The organism is Thermobifida halotolerans (assembly GCF_003574835.2).
Taxonomy (GTDB): Bacteria; Actinomycetota; Actinomycetes; order Streptosporangiales; family Streptosporangiaceae; genus Thermobifida; species Thermobifida halotolerans.
In genome coordinates this window covers 587783-612168 of record NZ_CP063196.1, presented here as the reverse complement: position 1 = coordinate 612168, position 24386 = coordinate 587783, and the positions used below count along the sequence as shown (strand labels likewise).

Annotated in this window: 23 protein-coding genes; 7 read left to right on the top strand and 16 right to left on the bottom strand. The window is 71.8% G+C overall.

Annotation, left to right across the window (positions count from 1 at the left end; all coding sequences use genetic code 11):
- Positions 1-55 precede the first annotated feature (55 nt).
- The 5 genes from NI17_RS02735 (at position 56) to NI17_RS02715 (ending at position 4084) form a co-directional block, all read left to right on the top strand.
- Positions 56-1249 carry an acyl-CoA dehydrogenase family protein gene (locus NI17_RS02735; protein WP_119267669.1) on the top strand — a complete coding sequence of 398 codons (1194 nt, stop codon included), beginning with the start codon at positions 56-58 and terminating at the stop codon, positions 1247-1249.
- Positions 1250-1326: 77 nt separating this feature from the next.
- Positions 1327-1791, top strand: a complete 465-nt coding sequence (locus tag NI17_RS02730) for a nitroreductase/quinone reductase family protein (RefSeq protein ID WP_068689688.1) — start codon at positions 1327-1329, stop codon at positions 1789-1791.
- Between the two features lie 131 nt (positions 1792-1922).
- A complete protein-coding gene (locus NI17_RS02725) occupies positions 1923-2219 on the top strand; it encodes a hypothetical protein (protein WP_068689690.1) in 297 nt (98 codons plus the stop codon).
- The gene (locus NI17_RS02720; protein ID WP_068689691.1) at positions 2216-2611 is read left to right on the top strand and encodes a type II toxin-antitoxin system VapC family toxin; all 396 of its coding nucleotides are present in this window, start codon (positions 2216-2218) and stop codon (positions 2609-2611) included. Before NI17_RS02725 ends, NI17_RS02720 begins: the two co-directional genes overlap by 4 nt.
- A gap of 258 nt (positions 2612-2869) precedes the next feature.
- A complete protein-coding gene (locus tag NI17_RS02715) occupies positions 2870-4084 on the top strand; it encodes a DUF418 domain-containing protein (RefSeq protein WP_068689693.1) in 1215 nt (404 codons plus the stop codon).
- A gap of 66 nt (positions 4085-4150) precedes the next feature.
- Here NI17_RS02715 and metK read toward each other — a convergent pair whose 3' ends face one another.
- The 13 genes from metK to pyrR form a co-directional block, all read right to left on the bottom strand.
- Positions 4151-5344 carry a methionine adenosyltransferase gene (gene metK / locus NI17_RS02710; protein WP_119267668.1) on the bottom strand — a complete coding sequence of 398 codons (1194 nt, stop codon included), beginning with the start codon at positions 5342-5344 and terminating at the stop codon, positions 4151-4153.
- 240 nt (positions 5345-5584) lie between these two features.
- A complete protein-coding gene (gene coaBC / locus NI17_RS02705; RefSeq protein WP_068689695.1) occupies positions 5585-6823 on the bottom strand; it encodes a bifunctional phosphopantothenoylcysteine decarboxylase/phosphopantothenate--cysteine ligase CoaBC in 1239 nt (412 codons plus the stop codon).
- A 134-nt stretch (positions 6824-6957) separates the two neighbouring features.
- A complete protein-coding gene (gene rpoZ / locus NI17_RS02700) occupies positions 6958-7224 on the bottom strand; it encodes a DNA-directed RNA polymerase subunit omega (protein WP_068689697.1) in 267 nt (88 codons plus the stop codon).
- Between the two features lie 138 nt (positions 7225-7362).
- The gene (gene gmk, locus NI17_RS02695; RefSeq protein WP_068689699.1) at positions 7363-7944 is read right to left on the bottom strand and encodes a guanylate kinase; all 582 of its coding nucleotides are present in this window, start codon (positions 7942-7944) and stop codon (positions 7363-7365) included.
- A 185-nt stretch (positions 7945-8129) separates the two neighbouring features.
- Positions 8130-8447, bottom strand: a complete 318-nt coding sequence (mihF, locus tag NI17_RS02690; RefSeq protein ID WP_068689702.1) for an integration host factor, actinobacterial type — start codon at positions 8445-8447, stop codon at positions 8130-8132.
- 306 nt (positions 8448-8753) lie between these two features.
- Positions 8754-9455: an orotidine-5'-phosphate decarboxylase gene (pyrF, locus tag NI17_RS02685; RefSeq protein WP_068689704.1), complete on the bottom strand. Its 702-nt coding sequence runs from the start codon at positions 9453-9455 to the stop codon at positions 8754-8756.
- A gap of 364 nt (positions 9456-9819) precedes the next feature.
- Positions 9820-10773: a dihydroorotate dehydrogenase gene (locus NI17_RS02680; RefSeq protein WP_068689706.1), complete on the bottom strand. Its 954-nt coding sequence runs from the start codon at positions 10771-10773 to the stop codon at positions 9820-9822.
- 31 nt (positions 10774-10804) lie between these two features.
- Positions 10805-11698, bottom strand: coding sequence for a dihydroorotate dehydrogenase electron transfer subunit (locus tag NI17_RS02675; RefSeq protein ID WP_068689708.1), 894 nt, complete (start codon positions 11696-11698; stop codon positions 10805-10807).
- A 179-nt stretch (positions 11699-11877) separates the two neighbouring features.
- A complete protein-coding gene (gene carB, locus NI17_RS02670) occupies positions 11878-15195 on the bottom strand; it encodes a carbamoyl-phosphate synthase large subunit (RefSeq protein ID WP_068689710.1) in 3318 nt (1105 codons plus the stop codon).
- A gap of 111 nt (positions 15196-15306) precedes the next feature.
- Entirely contained in the window at positions 15307-16560 is a 1254-nt protein-coding gene (gene carA / locus NI17_RS02665; RefSeq protein WP_084012495.1) for a glutamine-hydrolyzing carbamoyl-phosphate synthase small subunit, read from the bottom strand.
- A 2-nt stretch (positions 16561-16562) separates the two neighbouring features.
- The gene (locus tag NI17_RS02660) at positions 16563-17858 is read right to left on the bottom strand and encodes a dihydroorotase (RefSeq protein WP_068689711.1); all 1296 of its coding nucleotides are present in this window, start codon (positions 17856-17858) and stop codon (positions 16563-16565) included.
- Positions 17855-18796, bottom strand: a complete 942-nt coding sequence (locus tag NI17_RS02655) for an aspartate carbamoyltransferase catalytic subunit (protein ID WP_068689712.1) — start codon at positions 18794-18796, stop codon at positions 17855-17857. Before NI17_RS02655 ends, NI17_RS02660 begins: the two co-directional genes overlap by 4 nt.
- Complete coding sequence (gene pyrR / locus NI17_RS02650) at positions 18796-19425, bottom strand: bifunctional pyr operon transcriptional regulator/uracil phosphoribosyltransferase PyrR (RefSeq protein WP_068689713.1); 630 nt, start codon at positions 19423-19425, stop codon at positions 18796-18798. Before pyrR ends, NI17_RS02655 begins: the two co-directional genes overlap by 1 nt.
- A 520-nt stretch (positions 19426-19945) precedes the next feature.
- Here pyrR and bldD point away from each other — a divergent pair.
- Positions 19946-20440, top strand: coding sequence for a transcriptional regulator BldD (bldD, locus tag NI17_RS02645; RefSeq protein ID WP_068689715.1), 495 nt, complete (start codon positions 19946-19948; stop codon positions 20438-20440).
- A gap of 223 nt (positions 20441-20663) precedes the next feature.
- On the opposite strand, the gene NI17_RS02640 is transcribed toward bldD, so the two are convergent.
- Positions 20664-21116 (bottom strand): SAV_6107 family HEPN domain-containing protein, encoded by a 453-nt coding sequence (locus NI17_RS02640; RefSeq protein ID WP_068689717.1) that lies wholly within the window; start codon positions 21114-21116, stop codon positions 20664-20666.
- 627 nt (positions 21117-21743) lie between these two features.
- Positions 21744-22814 carry a polyprenyl synthetase family protein gene (locus tag NI17_RS02635; protein WP_068689720.1) on the bottom strand — a complete coding sequence of 357 codons (1071 nt, stop codon included), beginning with the start codon at positions 22812-22814 and terminating at the stop codon, positions 21744-21746.
- An 86-nt stretch (positions 22815-22900) separates the two neighbouring features.
- Here NI17_RS02635 and metF point away from each other — a divergent pair, with 86 nt between their 5' ends.
- Positions 22901-23842 carry a methylenetetrahydrofolate reductase [NAD(P)H] gene (gene metF, locus NI17_RS02630; RefSeq protein WP_119267667.1) on the top strand — a complete coding sequence of 314 codons (942 nt, stop codon included), beginning with the start codon at positions 22901-22903 and terminating at the stop codon, positions 23840-23842.
- Here the strand turns inward: metF and NI17_RS02625 are convergent.
- Complete coding sequence (locus tag NI17_RS02625; RefSeq protein WP_119267666.1) at positions 23754-24368, bottom strand: GNAT family N-acetyltransferase; 615 nt, start codon at positions 24366-24368, stop codon at positions 23754-23756. The two genes, metF and NI17_RS02625, sit on opposite strands and share 89 nt — an antisense overlap.
- Positions 24369-24386: the final 18 nt, after the last annotated feature.

Below are 24386 nucleotides of genomic sequence, written 5' to 3'. Positions count from 1 at the left end.
CCCCTCCCCCGCACCGCAGAACCCGCCCGATCACCTCGAGGAGTTGAGTTTTCAGTTGAGCACCTCACGCAGCAGACCCGCCGCCCCCGACCCCCTGGACTTCCTGGCCGTGGACTCCTCGCTCAGCGCCGAGGAGACCGCCGTCCGCGACACCGTGCGCGAGTTCGGCCGACGCGAACTGCTGCCGCACGTCGCCGAGTGGTTCGAGGCCGGCACCATCCCCGATCCGCGCGGCCTGGCCAGACGGGTCGGACAGCTCGGCCTGTTCGGCATGCACCTCGACGGCTACGGGTGCGCCGGGACCAGCGCGGTCTGCTACGGGCTGGCCTGCCGGGAACTGGAGGCGGTCGACTCCGGGCTGCGCAGTTTCGTCTCGGTGCAGGGCTCGCTCGCCATGGCCGCGATCCACCGGTACGGCTCAAAGGAGCAGAAGAGCCACTGGCTGCCCCGGATGGCCGCGGGCGAGGCCATCGGCTGCTTCGGACTGACCGAACCGGACTCGGGAAGCGATCCGGGGTCGATGCGCACCCGGGCCCGTCGTGACGGCTCCGACTGGGTGCTGGACGGCGCGAAGATGTGGATCACCAACGGCTCCATCGCCGACGTGGCCGTGGTGTGGGCCGCGACCGACGAGGGCATCCGGGGTTTCGTGGTCCCCACCGACACCCCGGGGTTCACCGCGACCGTGATCCACCGCAAGCTGTCGCTGCGCGCGTCGGTCACCTCCGCGCTCTCCTTCGACGGGGTGCGGCTGCCCGAATCGGCGCGGCTGCCGCTGGCCGAGGGGCTGGGCGCCCCGCTGTCCTGCCTCAACGAGGCCAGGTTCGGCATCCTGTGGGGCGCGGCGGGCGCGGCCCGGGCCTGCTATGAGGCGGCGCTGGACTACGCCGCCTCCCGCGAGCAGTTCGGCAGCCCCATCGCCGCCTTCCAGCTCACCCAGCGCAAACTCGCCGACATGGTGGTGGACGTCAACCAGGCCGCCCTCACCGCCCTGCACCTGGGGCGGCTCAAGGACGCGGGGGCCTGCCACCACCACCAGGTGAGCTTCGGCAAGCTCGCCAACGTGGCCGCCGCCCAGCGGGTGGCCGCCAGGGCGCGCTCACTGCACGGCGCCAACGGGATCACCCTGGACTACCCGGTGCTGCGGCACATGCTGAACCTGGAGACGGTCGCCACCTACGAGGGCACCGAGGAGATCCACGCGCTCAGCCTCGGGCAGGCGGTGACGGGCGTCTCCGCGTTCCGTTGAGCGGCCGCCCGGGTATGCCTCAGACGCGAGGGACTCCGCGCACGCCCCACAATGGGGGTGTGATAGGGAGAGGTGCGATGGAGCACGGAACGAAGCGTTTTGAGATGACCCGGGCGCGGCGCGTCGCCAACGCCGTCATCGGCGGGGCGGTCGCCTACGGTCTCGGCCCGCGGGAACTGCACCTGCTGACCACCCGCGGGGCCAGGACCGGTTTTCTGCGCACCACCCCGGTCAGTCTGATCGAGAACACCGACGGCCGCTTCCTGGTGGCGCCCTACGGCGAGGTCGGCTGGGTGCGCAACATCCGCAAGGACGGCTACGCGACGCTGCGCCGGGGCGGGTGGATCGAACTGGTCAGCGTGGTCGAGGTCAGCCCCGAGCGCGCCGCCCCGGTGCTGCGCGAGTACCTCGACGGCCCCCGGGCCGCCGTGGTCGGCCCCTATTTCCGGGTCGGCCCCGACGCCTCCCTGGAGGAGTTCGAGCGCGAGGCGGCGCACCACCCGGTCTTCGAGATCGTGCGCAGCACCGTGGTGCGGATCTGACGTTTCCGCGGAACTTCCCCCGTCACGGACACCGTTTGACCAGCGTGCGTCCGTTTTGTCAGCCGTTTTCGGACGGGTACGCAAAGGAATCGAACGCTTCGAAGCCCACACGGGGTGGGGCCGGTGGAACCGTGGACGACACGATCACGATCGAAGCACTGGAGATCCCCGGTGACGTGGCGGAAGCCGCGCTCCGCAAGGCGCGGGCCGCCCACATGTCCCTGCGGGACTACCTGGTCGGCCTACTTGAGGCCGACATCGTCCACCCGGTTCCGTCCGCCCCCCGCGACCTGCTGGCGGAGGGCGGACTCCCCGCCCCCGTCACCGATGAACTCGTCACCGACACCGCCGAGTTCCGTGACAGCGTCAAGGGGAACGTCACCACCGAGGACATTCTGGCCGCCCTCCACGAGGGACGCCCCGAATGATCGTCATCGACACCTCCGCCCTGGCCAGTCGGCTCCTTCCGAGCGCCACGAGCGCGGCCGTGGCCGCACGGGTCAAGGGCAGGAGGCTGCTGGCTCCCTCGGTCGTCGACCCGGAGTTCGCCGGTGTGCCGCGCGGCCTGGCCAAGGCATCGAAGCTCTCGCCGGCCGAGGCAGAAGGCGCACTCCGCAAGGTGAGCACGGGCGGCATCCCCATCGGGCGGATCATGCAGGAGCCGTTGACGCCCCGGGTGTGGGAACTGCGGCACAACTGCTCTCCCCACGACGCCGTTTACGTAGCGGCAGCGGAGCAGTGGAACGCCCCGCTGCCGACCTGCGACGCGAAGTTCACCCGGACCCCGGGGCTGCGCTGCGAGGCCGATCTCGTCACCTGATGTCCGGCCTTGCTGTCCCGGTCCTGACCGGCGGTGCCTCCGCACAGGGCGCCCGCCGCTGATCGGCACCGGCAACACACTCTCCGGGGCTTCTCCCCTCGGGGAAGCGGTGGCCCCGGTCCGCACGGCCGGGGCCGCCGCCGTTGTCCGCTCCTTCCAAAGCAGTACGTCCTCGTCCTCCGTCCGCCCGACGCGCGGGAGGCCGCGTCCGGGAGAGCATCGGCGGTGCCGACCGATCAGTGGAGGACCGGAGACGACATGGACACCGCCGAACCCGCCCCCGCGGCGGGGACCCGCCACGTTCCGCCCGCCGCCCGCATCCCCCTGCTGGACGTGCTGCGCGGGACGGCGATCCTGGGCACGCTCGCCACCAACGTGTGGCTGTTCGCCTCGCCCCTGGGAGAGACCGCTCCGCTCGTCGACGCGGAGGCCCTGGTCGACGTCTCCGCCGTCTCCTCCGTCGACGGCGCGGTGGAGGCCGTCTTCCGCTTCCTGGCCAACGGCAAGTTCCTCGCCCTGCTGTCCGTCCTGTTCGGCGCGGGACTGGCCCTCCAGTACCGCTCCGCCGAGCGGCGGGGGCGGCGCTGGCCCGGGACCTACACCGGGCGGGCGCTGTTCCTCCTGGTCGAGGGAGCCGTCCACTTCACGCTGGTGTTCGCCTGGGACGTGCTCATGGGCTACGCCGTGACCGGCCTGGTGGTGGCCTGGCTGCTCACCCGCTCCCGCGGGGTGCGTTCGGCCGTGCTGTGGTCGGCGGCCGTGCTGCACGTGCTACTGATGTCGCTGCTCACCTGGGCGCTGGCCACAGCCCCGCAGGAGGAGTCGGGCCCGCGCGACGTGGCCGACCTCACCGCGCTGTACGCCGACGGAAGCTACCCGGAGCAGGTGCTGTTCCGGATGGACAACGCGTTGGTCCTGCGGATCGAGCCGGTCGTCGCCTTCGCACTGCTGGTGGCGCTGTTCCTCGTCGGGGTGAGGCTGATGCGCGCCGGAGCGTTCGACCCGGGCGCGTCGGGGCGCCGGATGCGCGTCCGCATGGCCCGCTGGGGGCTGGGGGTGGGCCTTCCGTTGAACCTCGCCACCTCCCTGGGCGGCGCGGACCTGTTCCTGCTCGACCGCTATGTCGCCGCTCCCGTGGTCGCGGTGGGCTACATCGGCCTGGTCGGGCTGCTGGTGGACCGCCTGCCGGGGTCCGGCGTGGTCACCAAAGCCGTGTCCGCCCTGGGCCGTACCGCGATGACCGGCTATGTCGCGCAGAACGTGCTGTGCTCGCTGCTGTGCTACGGCTTCGGGTTGGGCCTGGCGTCGCGCATGAGCGGTTCGGGGCCGTGGTGGGTGCTGGGCCTGTGGGCCGGGGTCAGCCTGTTCCTGCTGGTCTCCGCGTCGCTGTGGCTGCGCCGGTTCCGGTACGGGCCGCTGGAGTGGCTGCAGAAGTCCGTGCTGTCGCTCACCGGCGGCGCCGGTCGGCGCTGACCGCGCACGACGGTGGTGGCCCCGGTCCGCGCGGACCGGGGCCACTCGGCTGTCCTCAAGTGCGGATCAGGCACCCACGGCGGACTTCAGCGCCTCGACGCGGTCGGTGCGCTCCCAGGTGAACTCGGGGACCTCCCGGCCGAAGTGGCCGTAGGCGGCGGTCTTGGAGTAGATGGGGCGCAGCAGGTCGAGGTCGCGGATGATCGCGGCGGGCCGCAGGTCGAAGACCTCCAGCACGGCCTTCTCGATCATCTCCGGGGCGACCTGCTCGGTGCCGAAGGTCTCCAGGAAGACGCCGACCGGCTGGGCCTTGCCGATCGCGTAGGCGACCTGGACCTCGACGCGCTCGGCCAGCCCGGCGGCGACGATGTTCTTGGCGACCCAGCGGGTGGCGTAGGCGGCGGAGCGGTCGACCTTGGACGGGTCCTTGCCGGAGAACGCGCCGCCGCCGTGGCGGGCGTATCCGCCGTAGGTGTCGACGATGACCTTGCGGCCGGTCAGTCCGGCGTCGCCCATCGGACCGCCGATCTCGAACCGCCCGGTCGGGTTGACCAGCAGCCGGTAGTTGTCGGCCTCCAGGCCGTACTCGGCCACGACCGGGGCGATCACGTGCTCCTTGACATCGGGCGTCAGCAGCTCGCGCAGGTCGATGTCGGGGGCGTGCTGGCTGGAGACCACGACGGTGTCCAGCCGGACCGGGGTCTGGCCGTCGTACTCGACGGTGACCTGGGTCTTGCCGTCGGGCCTCAGGTAGGGAACGGTGCCGTCGCGGCGCACCTGGGCCAGCCGCTGGGCCAGGGCGTGCGCGAGCTTGATCGGCAGCGGCATCAGCTCGGGCGTCTCGCTGTTGGCGTAGCCGAACATCAGGCCCTGGTCGCCCGCGCCCTGCCGGTCGAGGTCGTCGGAGGCCTCGTTCTCGCGCGTCTCGTAGGCGGTGTCGACGCCCTGGGCGATGTCGGGCGACTGCGCGCCGATGGAGACCGAGACGCCGCAGGAGGCTCCGTCGAAGCCCTTGGCCGAGGAGTCGTAGCCGATCTCCAGGATCTTCTCGCGGATGATGGTGGGGATGTCGACGTAGGTGGACGTGGTCACCTCACCTGCGACATGCACCTGACCGGTCGTGACGAGGGTCTCCACGGCGACCCGGCTCCGGGGGTCCTCCTTGAGCATCGAGTCGAGGATCGCGTCGCTGATCTGGTCGGCGATCTTGTCGGGGTGGCCTTCGGTGACCGACTCGGAAGTGAAAAGTCGACGGGACACGGTGTGGGACTCCTCGCAGCGGCTGCTGGCTGACAGTTGTCGTGCCGTCCGGGCCCGGGGCGCCTCGGGGCTCCCCGGCCGTTCCCGACCGGCGGGGTTGGTTTTATTGGTCCACTGTAGTGGGGATCGACACATGCCGGACCGGCTGCTGTGTCGAGCTCCTCGGATGTGGTGACGGGCGGCCTCGCCGGACCGGCCCCTGGTGGCCTCCTCCGGTGGAGTGGCGCAACGCCGTGGTCATTATCGCCCAGGATCAGCGGTTCGCACCGTGCCGCCAAGACGTTCGGCCACCAGATCCCACACCCGGTCGGCGAGGTCCTCCTTGGGACCGCGCGGGATGTCCACGGCCAGTCCGTCGGGGCCGAGCACCACCGCCTGGTTGTCGGGGGTGCCGAACGCCCTGCCGTCACCGACCTGGTTGACCACGAGCAGGTCGCAGCCCTTGCGGCGGAGCTTGTCGCGGCCGTGCTCCAGCACGTTGTCGGTCTCGGCGGCGAAGCCCACGACGACCTGGTCGGGCCGGAGCCGGTCGCGGCTGAGCTCCGCGAGGATGTCGGGGTTCTCCACGAGGGCGATCGGCGCGGGACGCCCACCGGTCTTCTTGATCTTCCCGGTGGCCACCGTGTCGGGACGGAAGTCGGCGACGGCCGCCGCCATGACCACCGCGTCGGCCCGCGCCGCGGCCTCGCGGACCGCGTCGCGCAACTCCACCGCGGAGGTGACCGGGCGCACGTCGGCTCCCGCCGGGGGCGGCAGCGCCACGTTCGCGGAGACGAGGGTGACCCGGGCGCCGCGGGCCACGGCGGTGGCGGCCAGCGCGTACCCCTGCATCCCCGTCGACCGGTTGCCCAGGAAGCGGACCGGGTCGAGGGCCTCGCGGGTGCCGCCCGCGGAGACGACCACGTGCCGCCCGGCCAGGTCGGTGGGGAGTGAGCCGCGGGCTAGCACACGGCGGGCGGCGTCGAACAGTTCGGCGGGTTCGGGCAGGCGCCCCTTGCCGGTGTCGGCTCCGGTGAGCCGCCCCGAGGCGGGTTCCAGCACGATCGCGCCGCGGGAGCGGAGCGTGGCGACGTTGTGCCGGGTGGCCGGGTGCTCCCACATCTCGGTGTGCATGGCGGGCGCGAACACGACCGGGCAGCGCGCGGTGAGCAGCGTGTTGGTGAGCAGGTCGTCGGCCATGCCGTGGGCGGCCCGGGCCAGCAGGTCGGCGGTGGCCGGGGCGACGAACACCAGGTCGGCGTGCTGACCGAGGCGTACGTGGGGGACCTCGTGCACCGACTGCCACACGTCGGTGGCGACGGGTCTGCCGGACAGCGCGGCCCAGGTGGGCTCGCCCACGAACCGCAGGGCGTCGCGGGTGGGGACCACCCGGACCCGGTGACCGGACTCGGTGAGGCGGCGCAACAGCTCGCAGATCTTGTAGGCGGCGATTCCCCCGCCGACGCCGAGAACGACCTCGGGTGCGCGCTCAGCCGACATCGCGGCACCGTCCCTTCCTCACTGCTCACCTTCCGGCTTCCCGCCGACCGCGACCCTATCCGTCGCCCTCCCGCGTGGGACGGGCGGGGTAGGGTGCACTCGGTCCGCGGGAAGCCCGCAGGTCGGGACGGCTCTTATGCGTTCTCTTGGGCCTCGGCGCTCAGGAGGCCCTCCCTGATCTCGCGCAGCGCGATGGACAGGGACTTCTCCTGGACCTGGGTCTCCACGAGGGGGCCCACGTACTCCAGCAGCCCCTCGCCCAGCTGGGCGTAGTAGGCGTTGATCTGCCGGGCCCGCTTGGCGGCCATGGTGACGAGGCTGTACTTGCTGTCGACGACCTCGAGGAGTTCGTCGATCGGCGGGTTGGTGATGCCTTCGGCGACGGGCGGTGTACCAGCCAAGGTGCCTAACCCCTAGACGGTCGGGGCTCCGCGCCGTGCGCGGCGCCGTGGAATGCGGATGGACACGGGGCGCGGGACCGTCGGCACGGACCGGTGTCCGGCTCCGCCGGACGGGACGCCCCCGAGTGCGCCTGGTCGCTACGTGGACGGCGCAACCATCAAACCTAGCAGCTCATCGCACACGTCGTGCACCGACGTGTTGACGAGCGTGACGTCGAACTCCTTCTCGGCGGCCAGTTCGACGCGGGCGGTGTCGAGTCGGCGCTGGACCACCTCGGGGGACTCGGTTCCGCGTCCGGTGAGTCGGCGGACCAGTTCCTCCCAGGACGGCGGGGCGAGGAAGACCAGGAACGCCTCGGGCATGTTGGCGCGTACCTGGCGGGCGCCGTTCAGTTCGATCTCCAGCAGCACGGGCTGGCCGGCCGCCAGGTGCTCGACCACCGGCTCGCGCGGGGTGCCGTAGCGGTTCCCCGCGAACTCGGCCCACTCCAGCAGCTGCTTCTCCGCGATGAGGCGGTCGAACTCGGCGTCGTCGACGAAGTGGTACTCGACTCCGTCGGTCTCTCCGGGGCGCGGGGATCGCGTGGTGACCGACACCGACAGCCACACCTCGGGATGGCGGCGGCGCAACTCCTTGACGACGGTGCTCTTGCCCACCCCGGAGGGTCCGGACAGGACCGTGAGGCGTTTCGGCTGGCCGATACCGGACTCAACAGGCACTGGTTCTCAGACTCCCGGCTCCCGCTCTGGGCGGGCTGGACGGTGGTCCGCGACCACGACCCGGTGGCGCGGATGGATCTTTTTATACCAGCTCAACGGGGACTGGCCCGTCGACGCCCGGGGCGTCGACGGGCCAGTCCGCCAAAGGCTGAGGCGCGCTCTGTGGCGCGCCCGACTCACCTGAACTACTGGCCGCCGAACTCGCTCTCCAGCGCGGCGCGCTGGTTGGCGCCCAAGCCGCGGACACGCCGCGACTCGGCGATGTTGAGCCGCTCCATGATCTGCTTGGCCCGGACCTTGCCGACGCCGGGAAGCGACTCAAGCAGGGCGGAGACCTTCATCTTGCCGATGACCTCGTCGGTCTGGCCGAGCTTGAGGACCTCGGTCAGCGAGATGCCGCCGTGCTTGAGGCGGTGCTTGACCTCCGCGCGCTCTTTTCTGGCCTTCGCGGCCTTCTCAAGAGCCGCGGCGCGCTGTTCAGGAGTGAGGGGAGGAAGGGCCACGCCGGGTCACCTCGGTTTTCTCTAGTTTTCAGAGGGCGGACGCCTGCGCAAGTTAGTAGGTTCCGCCCCTCTTCGGCAACGCAAAGTCGCTTTTCACGCGCTATTTCCTTCAAGGAACTACGCACAGCGCACGGGAAGCTACTCACAGTTGCTGATTTTCGGATTTCCGCCCTGCTTGACAATCCGGACAGGACAGCGACTCCCACCGAGGGCGCTGACGTGAGCTTGGCCACATTCCCGCCGGATCTCCGGATTCCGGACGAAGAAATCCGCAATTGACTGATGACCGTAACAGACTTCCGCCGGTCAGGAAGCCGTGGCCCGGGCCCGCCGGAGCGCGGCCCCGATCGCCGCGGCAGCGGCCCCCGGGTCGGGGGCACGGGTGATGGGACGGCCGATCACCAGCAGATCCGCCCCCGCGGCCAGTGCCTCCTCCGGGGTGGCCACCCGAGCCTGGTCGCCCCGCTCCGCGCCCGCCGGACGCACCCCCGGTGTGATCAACGTGATGTCCGGCCCGACCTCCGCCCGCAGCGAGGCCACCTCCTGGGGGGAGCACACCAGCGCCCGCGCTCCCGCGTCGACGGCGAGCACCGCGAGACGGCGCACGGCGTCCGAGGCGGGACCGCGCACGCCCACGGCCTCCAGAGCCGCCTCGTCGAGCGACGTCAGAACCGTCACGGCCGCGATCCGCGTGTCGGGCGCCGCCTCCACCGCCGCGCGGATCATGTCGGACCCGCCCGTGGCGTGCACGGTCAGAAAGCGCGGCCTGAGACGCGCCACGGCACGGGCGGCGCCCGCGACCGTCGCGGGGATGTCGTGCAGTTTCAGGTCGAGGAAGAGCTCCACCTTGTTGGCGCCCCGGATGGTCGCGACGATCTCGGGGCCGTAGCGCAGGTACAGTTCCAGCCCCACCTTGAGCGTGCTGACGTGGGGGGCGACCGCGGACGCCCAGCGGGCGGCGGTCTCGATTTCCGGTGCGTCGATCGCGACGGCGATGGGTGCGGCCACGATGGCTCTCCTTCATGCGTGTCACGGTTGGTCGGATCACGCCCCGCCGGTACGGCGGGGCCGTGGGGACAGTCCGCCGCTGTTCGCGGCGCACCCGCCGTCCCCGTGGGTTCCCCTCCGCGGACCGATCATGCCCGCCTCCCGGGAAACCCCGCTCTTCCTGGGCGCCCAAACGCGCCAGCGAGCTGAAAACAGGCACAGAACGCGCCCAAAGCGCCACAAGCGCCCCAACTTCCCTCTCCGCCAGGAAAGGGTCACTCGTCGATTCCAACCCGGTACAGGACGTCTCAGCCGGTTTTCGGTTGTCCCCGCGCCCGGGGGCCGCAGGCGCCCCCGTCGAGCGGTCCACGCCGGATCCGCCCGCTCACTCCGCCGCCACGCCCGCCGCCCCCGCGGTGCGGTGCGCCGCGCCGACCAGGGAGCCGACCCGCTCCACCCCCCGGTCGACCAACTCCCGCTCCAGCTCCCGCACCACCCGCACGCACGCCGACGGATCGTGGAAGAGCGCGCTGCCCACGGCCACGGCACTGGCCCCGGCCAGCAGGAACTCCATCGCGTCGGCCCCGGTGCGCACCCCGCCCATCCCGACGATGGGCACCTCGGGCAGCGCCGCGTGCACCTGGTAGACGCAGGCCACGGCGATCGGGCGGATCGCCGGTCCCGACAGCCCGCCCATGCCGCCCGCCACCGCCGGACGCAGCGTGTCGGCGTCGATGGCCATCCCCCGGACCGTGTTGATCATGGCCAGCCCGTCCGCGCCCGCCTCGACGCAGTCCGCCGCCAGCCCCACCAGGTCCGACACGTCGGGGGAGAGCTTGGCGAACACCGGGATGTCGGCCCGGGCGTTCTCCCGCACCGCGCCCACCACCCGGGCCGCGGCCGCGGAGTCCTGCACGAAGTGCCGCCCCCCGCGCGCCGGGTCGGGACTGGAGAGGTTCACCTCGATCATGGCCACTCCGGGTGCCTCCGACAGCCGCCGCGCGAGTTCGGCGTACTCGTCCGCGCTCCCCCCGGCCACCGACACCACCACACGGGCACCGCGCGACAGCAGCCACGGCAGGTCCCGCTGCAGGAGCACGTCGATGCCCGGCCCCTGCAGGCCGACCGCGCTGAGCACCCCGCTGGGCGTCTCCGCGATGCGCGGCGCGGGCCGCCCGGCCCGGGGCTCCAGTGTCACGGACTTGGTGACCACCGCCCCGATCCGCGCGATGTCGAAGAACCTCGCCAGCTCACGTCCCGACCCGGCGCATCCGGCCGCGGTCATGACGGGGTTGGCCAGCTCCCACTCGCCCAGCCCGATCCGCAGATCAGGGATCATCGCCGTCCTCTCCGTCGCCGTCACCGCGTGCTCATCCGGCCTCGCGTGCCCGGTCCTCCCCGCTCGCGCGCGCCTTCCACCCCGGGGCTCCCAGGGCGTCGAAGGGAATCGTCCCGACGTCGTCGAACCGCACGCGCTCGCCCCGGAACACCGGGCCGTCCACGCAGGCGCGCGCCATGCGGGTGATGCCGTCCTCCCCCACCACCGGGACCACGCACGACATGCAGACGCCGGTGCCGCACGCCATGGTCTCCTCCACCGACACCTGGATCGGAATCCCGTGGCGCGCCGCGGCCGCGGTGACCTCGCGCAGCATCGGCATCGGCCCGCACGCGTACACCACGTCCGAACAGGCGTCGTCGATCACCTGGTCGAGGACGTCGGTGACCCTGCCGCGCGTCCCGAAGGAGCCGTCGTCGGTGGTGAAGGTCGCGGTCTCGGCGATCCGCCGCGCCGTGATCGCGCTGAACACCCGCGACGCCGTGGCCGCCCCCAGCACGAAGTCCACCCGGCAGCCGCGCCGCCGCAGCGCGTGCGCCAGCGGAAACAGCGGCGCGCTGCCCGCCCCTCCGCCGACCAGGACGCAGTTGACCGGATCGCGCGGCAGCGGGAACGGCCTGCCCAGGGGGCCGATGACGTCCAGCAGGTCCCGGGAGCGGCGCTCGGCCAGCCAGGCGGTGCCCCTGCCGCGCACCGTGAACAGAAACTCCACGGTACCGCCGTAGTCGGGCTTGACCTCGTGGATGGCGAAGACCCGACGGGTGAGCATGCTGGAGTGCTCGCCGCCCACCGCCACCGCGACGAACTGTCCCGACCGGAACCGCTCCGCGATCCCCGGAGCGACCACCGTGATGGCGTGGTAGGCGTCCACCTGCCGCACCGTCAGCACCGGGCTGCTCATCTGCACCGGCCGCACGTCACTCACTCCTGGGGGTCCCCTCGATTCTCACCGCCGCCTCGAGCGCCCTCCCGACCGTCGCGCGACGGGCCGTGAAGGGGCCTCGCGGAGAAGAACCCCGTGTCCGGGCGCTCGCTGCCCCATTGTTCCGTACCCGGGCGCGCCTCGGGGACGGTCCGCGTACGGACCGTCCCCGAGCGGATCCGTCAGCGCGCCAGCGCCTCCCGGGTCGCGGCCTGCAGCGCGCGAGCGTGCTCCTGCAGGGAACGCACCCCGATGTCGCCGTTGACCAGGGACTCGATGCCCTGCACCGCGGCGGAGAGGCCCTGGACGGTGGTGACGCTGGGTACCCCGCGCGCGACCGCGGCGGTGCGGATCTCGTAGCCGTCGAGGCGCGGCCCCGACTGGCCGGGACCACCGAACGGGGTGTTGACGATGAGGCTCACCTCGCCGTTGTGGATGCGCTGCACGATCGTCGGCTCGCCGTCGGGGCCGGGACCGTCGCTGTGCTTGCGCACCACGCGGGCCTGGACGCCGTGGCGGCGCAGCGCCAGGGCGGTGCCCTCGGTGGCCAGGATCTCGAAGCCCAGGTCGGCCAGGCGTTTGACCGGGAAGATCATGGTGCGCTTGTCCCGGTTGGCCACGGAGACGAACACCGCTCCGGAGGTGGGCAGCTTCCCGTAGGTGGCCAGTTGGGACTTGGCGTAGGCGGTGCCGAAGTCCGCGTCCAGGCCCATGACCTCGCCGGTGGAGCGCATCTCCGGCCCCAGCACGGTGTCGACACCGTGGCCGTGGCGGTCGATGAAGCGGTTGAAGGGCAGCACCGCCTCCTTGACCGCGACCGGGGCGTCCAGCGGCAGGGTGCCGCCGTCGCCGCGCGGCGGCAGGACGCCCTCGGCGCGCAGCTCGCGGACGGCGGCGCCCATCATCACCCGCGCGGCGGCCTTGGCCAGCGGCACCGCGGTGGCCTTGGACACGAACGGCACGGTGCGCGAGGCGCGCGGGTTGGCCTCCAGGACGTAGAGCACCCCGGAGGCGAGCGCGTACTGGACGTTGAGCAGGCCGCGCACCCCGACGCCCGCGGCGATGGCCTCGGTGGAGTAGCGGATGCGCTCGATGTCCTCCTGGCCGAGCGTGATGGAGGGCAGGGCGCAGGCGGAGTCGCCGGAGTGGATCCCCGCCTCCTCGATGTGCTCCATGATGCCGCCGAGATACAGGTCGGTCCCGTCGTAGAGGGCGTCCACGTCGATCTCGATGGCGTCGTCGAGGAAGCGGTCCACCAGGACCGGGTGCTCGGTGCTGACCTCGGCGTTGCGCTCGATGTAGTCGGCGAGCATGGACTCGTTGTAGACGATCTCCATGCCGCGGCCGCCCAGCACGTAGGAGGGGCGCACCAGCACCGGGTAGCCGATCTCGTCGGCGATGGCCCGGGCCTCCTCGAAGGACTGGGCGGTGCCGTGCTTGGGGGCGGGCAGCCCGGCCCTGGCCAGCACCCGGCCGAACTCGCCGCGGTCCTCGGCCAGGTCGATGGCCTCGGGGCTGGTGCCCACGATCGGCACCCCCGCGTCCTTGAGCTTTCCGGCCAGGCCCAGCGGGGTCTGGCCGCCCAGCTGCACGATCACGCCCGCGACCTGTCCGGTCAGCTGCTCGGCGCGCACGACCTCCAGCACGTCCTCCAGCGTCAGCGGCTCGAAGTACAGCCGGTCGCTGGTGTCGTAGTCGGTGGAGACCGTCTCGGGGTTGCAGTTGACCATGACGGTCTCGTATCCGGCCTCCGCCAGCGCGAAGGAGGCGTGCACGCAGCTGTAGTCGAACTCCACGCCCTGACCGATCCGGTTGGGGCCGGAGCCGAGGATGATGACCTTGGGTCGGCTGCTCTCGGGGACCTCGGTCTCCTCGTCGTAGCTGGAGTACAGGTACGGCGTCCGCGCGGCGAACTCCGCGGCGCAGGTGTCCACGGTCAGGTAGACGGGGTGGACGTCCAGGGCGTCGCGCAGTTCCCGGACGACCTCCTCGGAGCGGCCGGTGATCTCGCCGATCTGGACGTCGGAGAAGCCCAGCCGCTTGGCCGAGCGCAGCAGCTCGGCGTCCAGCCGGGGGGCGGCGGCCAGCTCGCGGGCCTTCTCCTCCAGCCGCAGCAGCTGGTCGAGGAACCACGGGTCGATCCTGGTGGCCTCGTACAACTCGGCCACGGTGGCCCCCGCGCGCAGGGCCTGCTGGACCTGGCGGAGCCGGTTCTCGCTGGGCGTGCGCACCGCGCGCAGCAGCTCGTCCTTGTCGCCGGGCTCGCCCGCCCAGGTGAAGGCGGCGCCCTTCTTCTCCAGCGAGCGCATGGCCTTCTGCAGCGCCTCGGGGAAGGACCGGCCGATGGCCATGGCCTCGCCCACGGACTTCATGGTGGTGGTCAGGCCGGGGTCGGCGCCGGGGAACTTCTCGAACGCGAACCGCGGCATCTTGACGACCACGTAGTCCAGGGTCGGCTCGAAGCTGGCCGGGGTCTCGGCGGTGATGTCGTTGGGGATCTCGTCCAGGGTGTAGCCGATCGCGAGCTTGGCGGCGATCTTGGCGATGGGGAAGCCGGTGGCCTTGGAGGCCAGCGCCGAGGACCGCGAGACGCGCGGGTTCATCTCGATGACGATGACCCGGCCGGTCTCGGGGTGCACCGCGAACTGGATGTTGCAGCCGCCGGTGTCCACGCCGACCTCGCGGATGACGGCGATGCCGAGGTCGCGCAGCCGCTGGTACTCGCGGTCGGTGAGGGTCATGGCGGGCGCCACCGTGATGGAGTCGCCGGTGTGCACGCCCATCGGGTCGAGGTTCTCGATGGAGCAGACGACGACCACGTTGTCGTTGGCGTCGCGCATCAGCTCCAGCTCGTACTCCTTCCAGCCGAGGATGGACTCCTCCAGCAGCACCTCGGTGGTGGGCGAGAGCTCCAGCCCCTGCCCGGCGATGCGGCGCAGCTCGGTCTCGTCGTGGGCGAAGCCGGACCCCGCGCCGCCCATGGTGAAGGAGGGGCGGACCACGACCGGGTAGCTCAGCTCCTCGGCGGCGGCCAGGCACTCCTCGAGGGTGTGGCAGATCACCGAGCGGGCGGACTCCCCGCCGATGCGCTCCACGATCCTCTTGAAGACGTCGCGGTCCTCGCCGGACTGGATGGCGTCGATGTTCGCGCCGATCAGTTCGACGTCGTACTTGGCGAGCACTCCGGACTCGTGCAGCGCGACGGCGGTGTTCAGCGCGGTCTGCCCGCCCAGGGTGGGCAGCAGCGCGTCGGGGCGCTCCTTGGCGATGATCTTCTCGACCATCTCGGGGGTGATCGGCTCGACGTAGGTGGCGTCGGCGAACTCGGGGTCGGTCATGATCGTGGCCGGGTTGGAGTTGACCAGGATGACCCGCAGGCCCTCGGCCTTGAGCACCCGGCAGGCCTGGGTGCCCGAGTAGTCGAACTCGCACGCCTGGCCGATGACGATCGGACCGGAGCCGATCACGAGCACAGACGAAAGATCAGTACGGCGTGGCATAGCTCTGTGTATTCCTCAGTGTCGGGTCGAGGCGTTGGTGGCGCGGACCGCCGCCGGTGGGCGTGTCGGTCTCCGCGGGGTGTGGTGCGGCGGTCGCCGTGGTCGGGCGGTTCAGACCCGTGCGGCGTCGCGCGCGTCCCGGTGGGCGGCCATGAGGTCGACGAAGGCGTCGAACAGCTCGGCGGCGTCGTGCGGTCCGGCGGCGGCCTCGGGGTGGAACTGGGCGCTGAACGCCGGACGGTCCAGCAGCCGCAGCCCCTCGACCACGTTGTCGTTGAGTCCGATGTAGCTGACCTCGGCGCGGCCGTACGGGGTGTCGAACGCACCGTCGGCGTCGGCGCGCACCGCGAAGCCGTGGTTCTGGCTGGTGATGTAGACGCGCCCGGTCCGGGTGTCGCGGACCGGCTGGTTGATGCCCCGGTGCCCGAAGGGCAGCTTGTAGGTGCCCAGTCCCAGGGCCCGGCCCAGGATCTGGTTGCCGAAGCAGATGCCGAACAGCGGCCTGCCCGCGTCCAGCACGCCGCGCATCGCCGCCACGGCGGTGTCGGCGGTGGCGGGGTCGCCGGGGCCGTTGCTGAAGAACACGCCGTCGGGGTCGAGGGCGAGGATCTCCTCGGCGGTGGTGTCGGCGGGCAGGACCCGCACCTCGCAGCCGCGTTCGGCGAGCCGCTGCGGGGTCATCGCCTTGATGCCGAGGTCGACCGCGGCGACGGTGAACCGGGTGGGCACGCCCTCGGGCGGGCGGACCGTGTACGGCTCGGCGGTGGTGACCTCGCCGGCCAGGTCGGCGCCCGCCATCCGGGGGCTGGCCAGGACCCGCTCCAGCAGCCGCTGCGGGTCGAGCTCCACGGTGCTGATCGCGGCGCGCATCGCGCCCTTGTCGCGCAGGTGGCGGGTGAGCGCCCGGGTGCCGGGCATCGCGATGCCCACGATCCCCTGGCGGCGCAGCTCCTCGTCGAGGGTGCGCTTGGCCCGCCAGTTCGACGGGATGCGGGCGGGCTCGCGGACGACGTACCCGGCCACCCAGATGCGGCCCGACTCGGGGTCGTCGTCGTTGACCCCGGTGTTGCCGATGTGCGGCGCGGTCATCGCCACGATCTGGCGGTGGTAGGAGGGATCGGTGAGAGTCTCCTGGTAGCCGGTCATGCCGGTGTTGAACACGATCTCGCCGAAGGTCTCCCCCTCGGCTCCGAAGGAGGCCCCGTGGAAGACTCGGCCGTCCTCCAGCACCAGGATCGCGGGCACCTGCACGTTCTTCTTCCCCTCTGCGGGACGGATGGGTGTGGTCTGGTCGCTGCGGCGCTCCCCGCCCGCCGCGCCGTTCGCGGGCGGCGGGGTCGCGGGCGCCTGGAAGTGGTCGCTCATGGTCACTGGATCTTCCCGTCGAGGACGGTCGGAACCCCGCGCAGGAAGGTGGCGAGCACGCGGCCCGGCAGCGTCATGCCGACGTAGGGCGAGTTGCGGCTCTTGGACGCCATCGCGGAGGGGTCGACCACCCGCGTGGCGGTCGGGTCGTAGAGCGTGATGTTGGCGGGCTCCCCGACGGCGACCGGGCGGCCCTGGTCGGTGACGCGGCCGATCCGGGCGGGAGTGGCCGACATGCGCCGCGCCACCCCGGCCCAGTCGAGGCGGCCGGTGTCGACCATCGTGTGCTGCACCACCGACAGCGCCGTCTCCAGGCCGAGCATTCCCATCGCGGCCTGGCCCCACTCGGTCTCCTTGGCCTCGCTGGGGTGCGGCGCGTGGTCGGTGGCCACGATGTCGATCGTGCCGTCGGCCAGTCCCTCGCGCAGCGCCTCGACGTCCTCGGCGGTGCGCAGCGGCGGGTTGACCTTGTAGACCGGGTCGTAGCTCTCGGCGAGTTCGTCGGTGAGCAGCAGGTGGTGCGGGGTCACCTCCGCGGTGACGTCGCAGCCGCGGCTCTTGGCCCAGCGGATGATCTGCACCGACCCCCTGGTGGAGACGTGGCAGACGTGCAGGCGCGAGCCGACGTGCTCGGCGAGCAGGCAGTCGCGGGCGATGATCGCCTCCTCGGCGACCGCGGGCCAGCCCGCCAGGCCCAGCCGGTCGGAGACGACGCCCTCGTTCATCTGGGCGCCCTCGGTCAGCCGCGGCTCCTGGGCGTGCTGGGCGACGACCCCGCCGAAGGCCTTGACGTACTCCAGGGCGCGGCGCATGAGCAGCGCGTCGGAGACGCACATGCCGTCGTCGGAGAACACGCGCACCCGGGCCGGGGAGTCCGCCATCGCGCCGAGTTCGGCCAACTGCCGGCCGCCCAGGCCGACGGTGACCGCGCCCACGGGGTGCACGTCGCAGTAGCCCGCGTCGCGGCCCAGCCGCCAGACCTGCTCGACGACTCCGGCGGTGTCGGCGACGGGGTCGGTGTTGGCCATGGCGAAGACGGCGGTGTAGCCGCCCATCGCGGCCGACCGCGAACCGGTGGCGACGGTCTCGGCGTCCTCGCGTCCGGGTTCACGCAGGTGGGTGTGGAGGTCGACCAGTCCGGGCAGGGCGATCGCCCCCGCCGCGTCGACGACCTCGGCCCCGTCTGCGGGCAGGTCCGCGCCGATCTGCTCGATGCGGCCGGAGCCCAGCAGGATGTCGGTGCGCTCGCCGCCCAGGACGCGGGTGTCGCGGATCAGGTAGCGCTTGGTGTCGGTCATCTGGTCTCCCCCTGGTTCCCCGTTGTCTGCATCGCTCCGCCCAGCAGCAGGTACAGCACGGCCATGCGCACGCTGACCCCGTTGGTGACCTGCTCCACGACGGTGGAGCGGGGCGAGTCGGCGACCTCCGCGGAGATCTCCATGCCGCGGATCATGGGGCCCGGGTGCATGACGATGGCGTGCTCGGCCATCCGCGCGAAGCGGTCGGCGTCCAGGCCGTAGCGTCGGCTGTACTCGCGCGCGGACGGGAAGAAGGACGCGTTCATCCGCTCGGCCTGCACCCGCAGCATCATCACGACGTCGCTCTTGGGCAGCACCTCGTCCAGGTCGTAGGAGACCGAGCAGGGCCAGGTGCCCACCGAGACGGGCAGCAGGGTGGGCGGGGCCACGAGGGTGACCTCGGCGCCCAGGGTGTTGAGCAGCAGCACGTTGGAGCGGGCGACGCGGCTGTGCCGGATGTCGCCGACGACGGCCACGCGCAGGTCCTCCAGCCGTCCCATGCGCTCGCGCATGGTGAAGGCGTCCAGCAGGGCCTGCGTGGGGTGCTCGTGGGTGCCGTCGCCCGCGTTGACGACCGCGCCGTCCACCCAGTCGGCGAGGCGGCGCGCGGCGCCCGAGGCGCTGTGCCGGATGACCACGCCGTCGGCGCCCATGGCCTGCAGGGTCAGCGCGGTGTCCTTGAGGCTCTCGCCCTTGGCGACGCTGGAACCCCTGGCGGAGAAGTTGATGACGTCGGCCGACATGCGCTTGGCCGCGGCCTCGAAGGAGATCCGGGTGCGCGTGGAGTCCTCGTAGAAGAGGTTGACCACGGTGCGGCCGCGCAGGGTCGGCAGTTTCTTGACGGAGCGTTCGCCGACCTGGGCGAGCTCCTTGGCGGTGTCGAGGATCAGGACGGCCTCGTCGCGGGTCAGGTCCCCGGTGGAGAGCAGGTGTCGCATCAGCGGTCGACCTCCGACGCGGTCGGGCCGGTCGCCGCGGGCTCGGCGCCGGGGCGCGGTTTGGCCGGACCGATGAGGACGGCGTCGCGTCCGTGCGGCTCCTCCTGGAGGACGGTGACGCTCTCCCGCAGCGAGGTGGGCAGGTTCTTGCCGACGTAGTCGGCTCGGATGGGAAGTTCGCGGTGGCCGCGGTCGACCAGGACCGCGAGCTGCACCGCGCGGGGGCGGCCCAGGTCGTTGAGCGCGTCCAGGGCGGCGCGGACGGTGCGGCCGGAGAAGAGCACGTCGTCGACCAGGACCACGACGCGTCCGTCGACGCCCTCGGCGGGGATCTCGGTGCGGCCCAGCGCGCGGGCGGGAGCCATCCGCAGGTCGTCGCGGTACATGGTGATGTCGAGTGCGCCCCAGGGAACACTGCGGTTTTCCACCCGCTCGATGCGCTCGGCGAGTCGCCGGGCGAGCGGGACGCCCCCGGTGCGGATGCCCAGCAGGGTGAGATCGTCTCCGCCCTTGGTGCGTTCCAGGATCTCGTGGGCGATGCGGGTCAGGGCCCGGCCGATCTCGGGACCCTCGAGGACCGCTCTTGTCTGGTCTGGTCGCTCGCCGTCGGCATGTTTTCGGGCATGCACGAGCTGACCTCCTTCCCTGCCTCACTGGACAGGTCGTTAAAGGACGTCGGACGGCTCTCACGGTACCAGCGCCGGTTTCCCCGGGTGACGTAGCATGGACGCAACAACCGAAAAGTATGAGAGTGATCACGCTCAGAGTCCTTGACTCTCCGCGAACATCCGGGCTCAGCAGGTGCGCGCACCGCGCAAAACAGCGCCACCACCAGCGGAGAAACGCTGCGAGACAGGACTTTGGAAGGGGACGGCCGATCCGTTGTGTCCCGTTTGGGGAGCGTATGAGAGTCGCCTCACTTACACACAGTTTGGCCACTGAATCGTCGCGTTTTCACCCAACGGCTTGACCTGAGAGGTTGCACCGCCCTACCGTCACTGTCCGTAACCACTGTGGGGGTGTGATTCCGCGAGTCGCCGACTGAGCCGCACACAGGTCGTTTTCGACGCGACGGGGTTCGCGCAACGAACCCGCCGCGGGTCCCGCCGCCCATCTCAGCCACTTTCACGGCCGGGGAGCACGAGAAAAATGCCATCGGAATACGCAAAAGCCCTGGGCGCCCGACTGCGCGCCATCCGCACTCAGCAGGGTCTGTCCCTACACGGCGTGGAGGAGAAGTCCCACGGACGCTGGAAGGCCGTCGTGGTCGGCTCCTACGAGCGTGGCGACCGTGCCGTGACCGTGCAGAAACTGGCCGAACTCGCCGACTTCTACGGCGTGCCGATGTCGGAGCTGCTGCCGGGCGGGGCCGCGCCCACGCCGCTGGGCCCGACGCCCAAGCTGGTCATCGACCTGGAGCGCATGCAGCAACTGCCCCAGGACAAGGCGGGACCGCTCGCCCGCTACGTGGCCACCATCCAGAGCCAGCGCGGCGACTACAACGGCCGGGTGCTGTCCATCCGCCAGGAGGACCTGCGCTCGCTGGCGGTCATCTACGACCGTTCGCCCGCCGACCTGACCGAGGAGCTCATCAACTGGGGCGTGCTCGACCCCGAGGCCCGGCGCGCGGTGGACGCCTTCTAGGGTCCGCCGGATTCCGGGGTCCGCCGGAGCCTGTCCGGTGGACCGCTCCGGGCGTGCCGACCGGACGGTGTCCGGTCCCGGACCGCCGAGGAGCAACCGACTCCTCGCCGGGGCGCCGAGCCGCTGAGGGCGCCCCTCCCCGCGAGGGGCGGGAGGCGATCAGACGACGGCGGCCGCTCCCTGACGGGAGCGGCCGCCGTCGTGTGTCCGCGGGACTTCGGACTCACCCCGCGCGGTGCGACGGGTGGCAGCCGAGCAGGGACTCCACCACGGACAGGAACACCCCGGCCTCACGCACCAGGGCGTCGGCCTCGTCCCCGGTGACGGCGTTGGTCAGTCCCGCCTCGGCCGCGGCGCGTTTCGCCGCCCCGGCCGCGAAGAACGCCGCCCACTCGGCGAGTTCGGGTGCGGCGGCGGGCAACTGCTCCCAGGCGCTGCGCGGTCGGCGGCCGCGACCCGACCGCGCCGCCGGGTCCGAGCGCTGCGCCAGGACCGCCGCCGCCGCGCGCAGGGCGGCCAGATGGGCGCTGACGTAGCGTTCGGGCGCGGAGCGCGCCTCCTTCGCGTCACGCAGATGGGACCGCGCCGCTCTCAGCGCGGGAGCCACCGACGGAGCCAGCGTTCTGCGCGGACGCCGCGTGACCTCGGAGACGGAGAAGATCGCCGGTTGGGACATGGGGCCGTCACCTCCAGGCCGATCGCCGTTGTGGCCGCGGTCGAGCGAGGGGCTTCCCCTCCCCCCGCCCGACCGCTCACGTCCCGGAGCGCCAAGGGGGCGGCCGCCCCGGAACGAGCCCGACTCGGGGGACTCCACAGCCGTCAAGGCCGAAAGGCAGTTCGAGCTGATTCCAGTGAACATCCTCGAACAGTTGTTCGTCAACCCCTTTGGCCTGGGGAAACACGAGAAGAACGGGTGAGGGGAACCCCGGCGGGAGTCCTGCGGCCTCAGCCCCGGAGGGAGAGTTCCCGGTGGCCTGGACCCGAGAGGTTGGTGAAGCCTCGGCCCCCGAGGGGGTTTTCAGATGGCCTCAGCCCCGGGGGGCCTTGTGGCACCGGCCCCGTGGGGTCAAGGCGGCCTGGAAGTCTCCCCTCGGGCTGGGGCCACAAGACCCCCCGGAGCCAGGGGCACCCCGAACCCTCCCGGAGAACCGGGGTTTCACGCCCCTTCAGGCCCAGGCCACCTGGTACTTCTCCTGAAGGTCAGGCTCCCCGGAGACTCTCCTCCCGGCTCCCCGGCCCCGGCCGCAGAACCCCTCGGGTCGAGGCACCGAAACCTTGCGGGGCTCCCCGGTCCCGGCCGGGTCTAGTGCTTGCGCGAGGTGGCGGCGACGATCAGGTCCGACAGGGCCGAACGCGCGTCGTCGGCGACCGCGTCGTCCTCCAGTGCCCGGGTCGCGTCGGCCACGTAGTCGGCGATGCGGGCCTCGCACGCCTCCAGCGCGCCGCTGTCGGTGATCACCGAACGCATCCACGCCACCTCCTCGGCCCCCAGGTCCGGGTCGCCCAGCAGCCTCCGGAAGCGTTCGGCGTCGGCCGCGCCGGCGCGGCGCAGCGTCTCGGCCACGAGCACGGTGCGCTTGCCCTCGCGCAGGTCGTCGCCCGCGGGCTTGCCGGTCTCCTCCGGGTCCCCGAAGACGCCGAGCACGTCGTCGCGCATCTGGAAGGCGACGCCGAGCGGAATGCCGTAGGCGGTGTAGACGGGGGCGAGGTCGGCGTGCCGCCCCGCCAGCGCCGCGCCCAGGCACAGCGGCTGCTCGACGGTGTACTTGGCGGACTTGAACCGCATCACCCGCAGCGCCGCCTCGACGGTGTCCGCGCCGCGGGCCTGCTCCACCAGGTCCAGGTACTGACCGGCCATGACCTCGGTGCGCATCAGGTCGAAGGGGCCGCGCCCCGCGGCCAGCGACTCGGGCGGCAGCGCGCTCGACTGGTACATGTCCTCGCACCAGGCCAGGCACAGGTCGCCCAGCAGGATCGCCGCCCCCCGCCCGAAGACCTCCGGGTCGCCGCTCCACCCCGACTGCTCGTGCAGGGCGGCCAGCCTCCGGTGCGCGGCGGGCTGGCCGCGCCTGGTGTCGCTGTTGTCTATCACGTCGTCGTGGATCAGCGCGCACGCCTGGAGCAGTTCCAGTGCCGCCGCGGCCGTGTACACGCCGGGCTCCTCGCCGCCTCCGGCGCCTCGCCACCCCCAGTAGCAGAACGTCGGACGCAGCCGCTTGCCGCCGCCGATCATGGAGTCCAGCGCGTTGAGGACCGGCTCCAGCTCCGCGCCGATCTCCAACAGCAGGGAGCGTCGACCCGCGACGAACGCCGCGAGCTCCGCGTCGATCACGGGGCGCACAAAAGCGACCGGAGACATGTGCGAGGAGGTCATGAGGGCAGGTTATCGGCTGTTCCGACACCCGTCTCCGCTCCGACACGCCACAAACCCCACCGACATGGTCGATTACAGTTGAAGCCATGCTCGGATCACCCACGCGTCCCGTGTCCCGGCCGCGCCGCATCAGCGACCTGCTCGCAACCGGCGAACCCACGTTCTCGTTCGAGTTCTTCCCCCCGAAGACCCCCGACGGGGAGCGCATGCTCTGGCGGGCGATCCGTGAACTGGAGTCGCTGCGTCCGTCCTTCGTGTCGGTGACCTACGGCGCGGGCGGCGGCACCCGCGACCGGACGGTCGAGGTGACCGAGCGCATCGCCACCGACACCACACTGCTGCCGGTGGCGCACATGACGGCCGTCAACCACTCCGTGCGCGAACTCCGGCACCTCATCGGCCGCTTCGCGGGCGCGGGGGTGTGCAACATGCTCGCGCTGCGCGGCGACCCGCCCGGCGACCCGCTGGGAGAGTGGGTCAAACACCCCGAGGGGCTGTCCTACGCCGAGGAACTGGTGCGGCTGATCAGGGAGAGCGGCGACTTCTGCGTGGGTGTGGCCGCCTTCCCCTACAAGCACCCGCGCTCCCCCGACGTCGACACCGACGTGGAGTTCTTCGTCCGCAAGTGCCGGGCCGGCGCCGACTACGCGATCACCCAGATGTTCTTCGAGCCCGACGACTACCTGCGGCTGCGGGACCGGGTGGCGGCCAGGGGGTGCGACGTGCCGATCATCCCCGAGATCATGCCGGTCACCAGGTACTCGACCATCGCCCGCTCCGAGCAACTGTCGGGGGCTCCCTTCCCCGCCCGCCTGGCCGAGGAGTTCGCGCGGGTGGCCGACGACCCCGAGGCGGTGCGCGCGCTCGGCGTCGAGCACGCCACGCGGCTGTGCGAGCGGCTGCTGGCCGAGGGGGCGCCCGGCATCCACTTCATCACGTTCAACCGGTCGACGGCCACCCGCGAGGTCTACCAGCGGCTGGTGGGCGCCCACCGACCGGGAGTCGCAGCGGCAGCGGCGCGGCCATGATGGTGAACGCCCGGTCGGGGGTTCCCGGGAAGTAGAAGTCGGTGATCAGGTCCACGAAGCCGGACGACAGGTAGAGCCCGTGGGCGGGGGTGGGGCCGGTGTGGGTCGACAGCACCGCCGTCCGCTCCGGGCGCGACGCGGTGAGCCGGTGCAGCAGGGCCCGGCCGATTCCACGGCCCTGCCACTGCGGCAGCACGTGGAGTTCGGCGACCTCGAAGGAGTCGGCGAACCAGCGGCGCACCGCCGCGGGGTCGGTGCGGGCCAGTCCCGCGGTGACCACGTCGTGCCACCACTGTCCGGGGCGGCCGGGGAACCCGTAGGCGAACCCGACCGCGTCCCCCGCCCCGATCACGGCGACCACCGAGCGGAACAGCGGGTACTCGGCGTGCTGGCGCATGATGGCCTGCCGTCCCGGAAGCTGCTCCTCCGGCGGGGCCATGGCGGCCGCATAGATCTCGATCAGTGCGGGAAGCGCGCTGACGAAGGCCGGTGCGGCGAGTTCCCACAGCTCGATTTCGGTGTCCACACGGCCACCCTAGGCGCT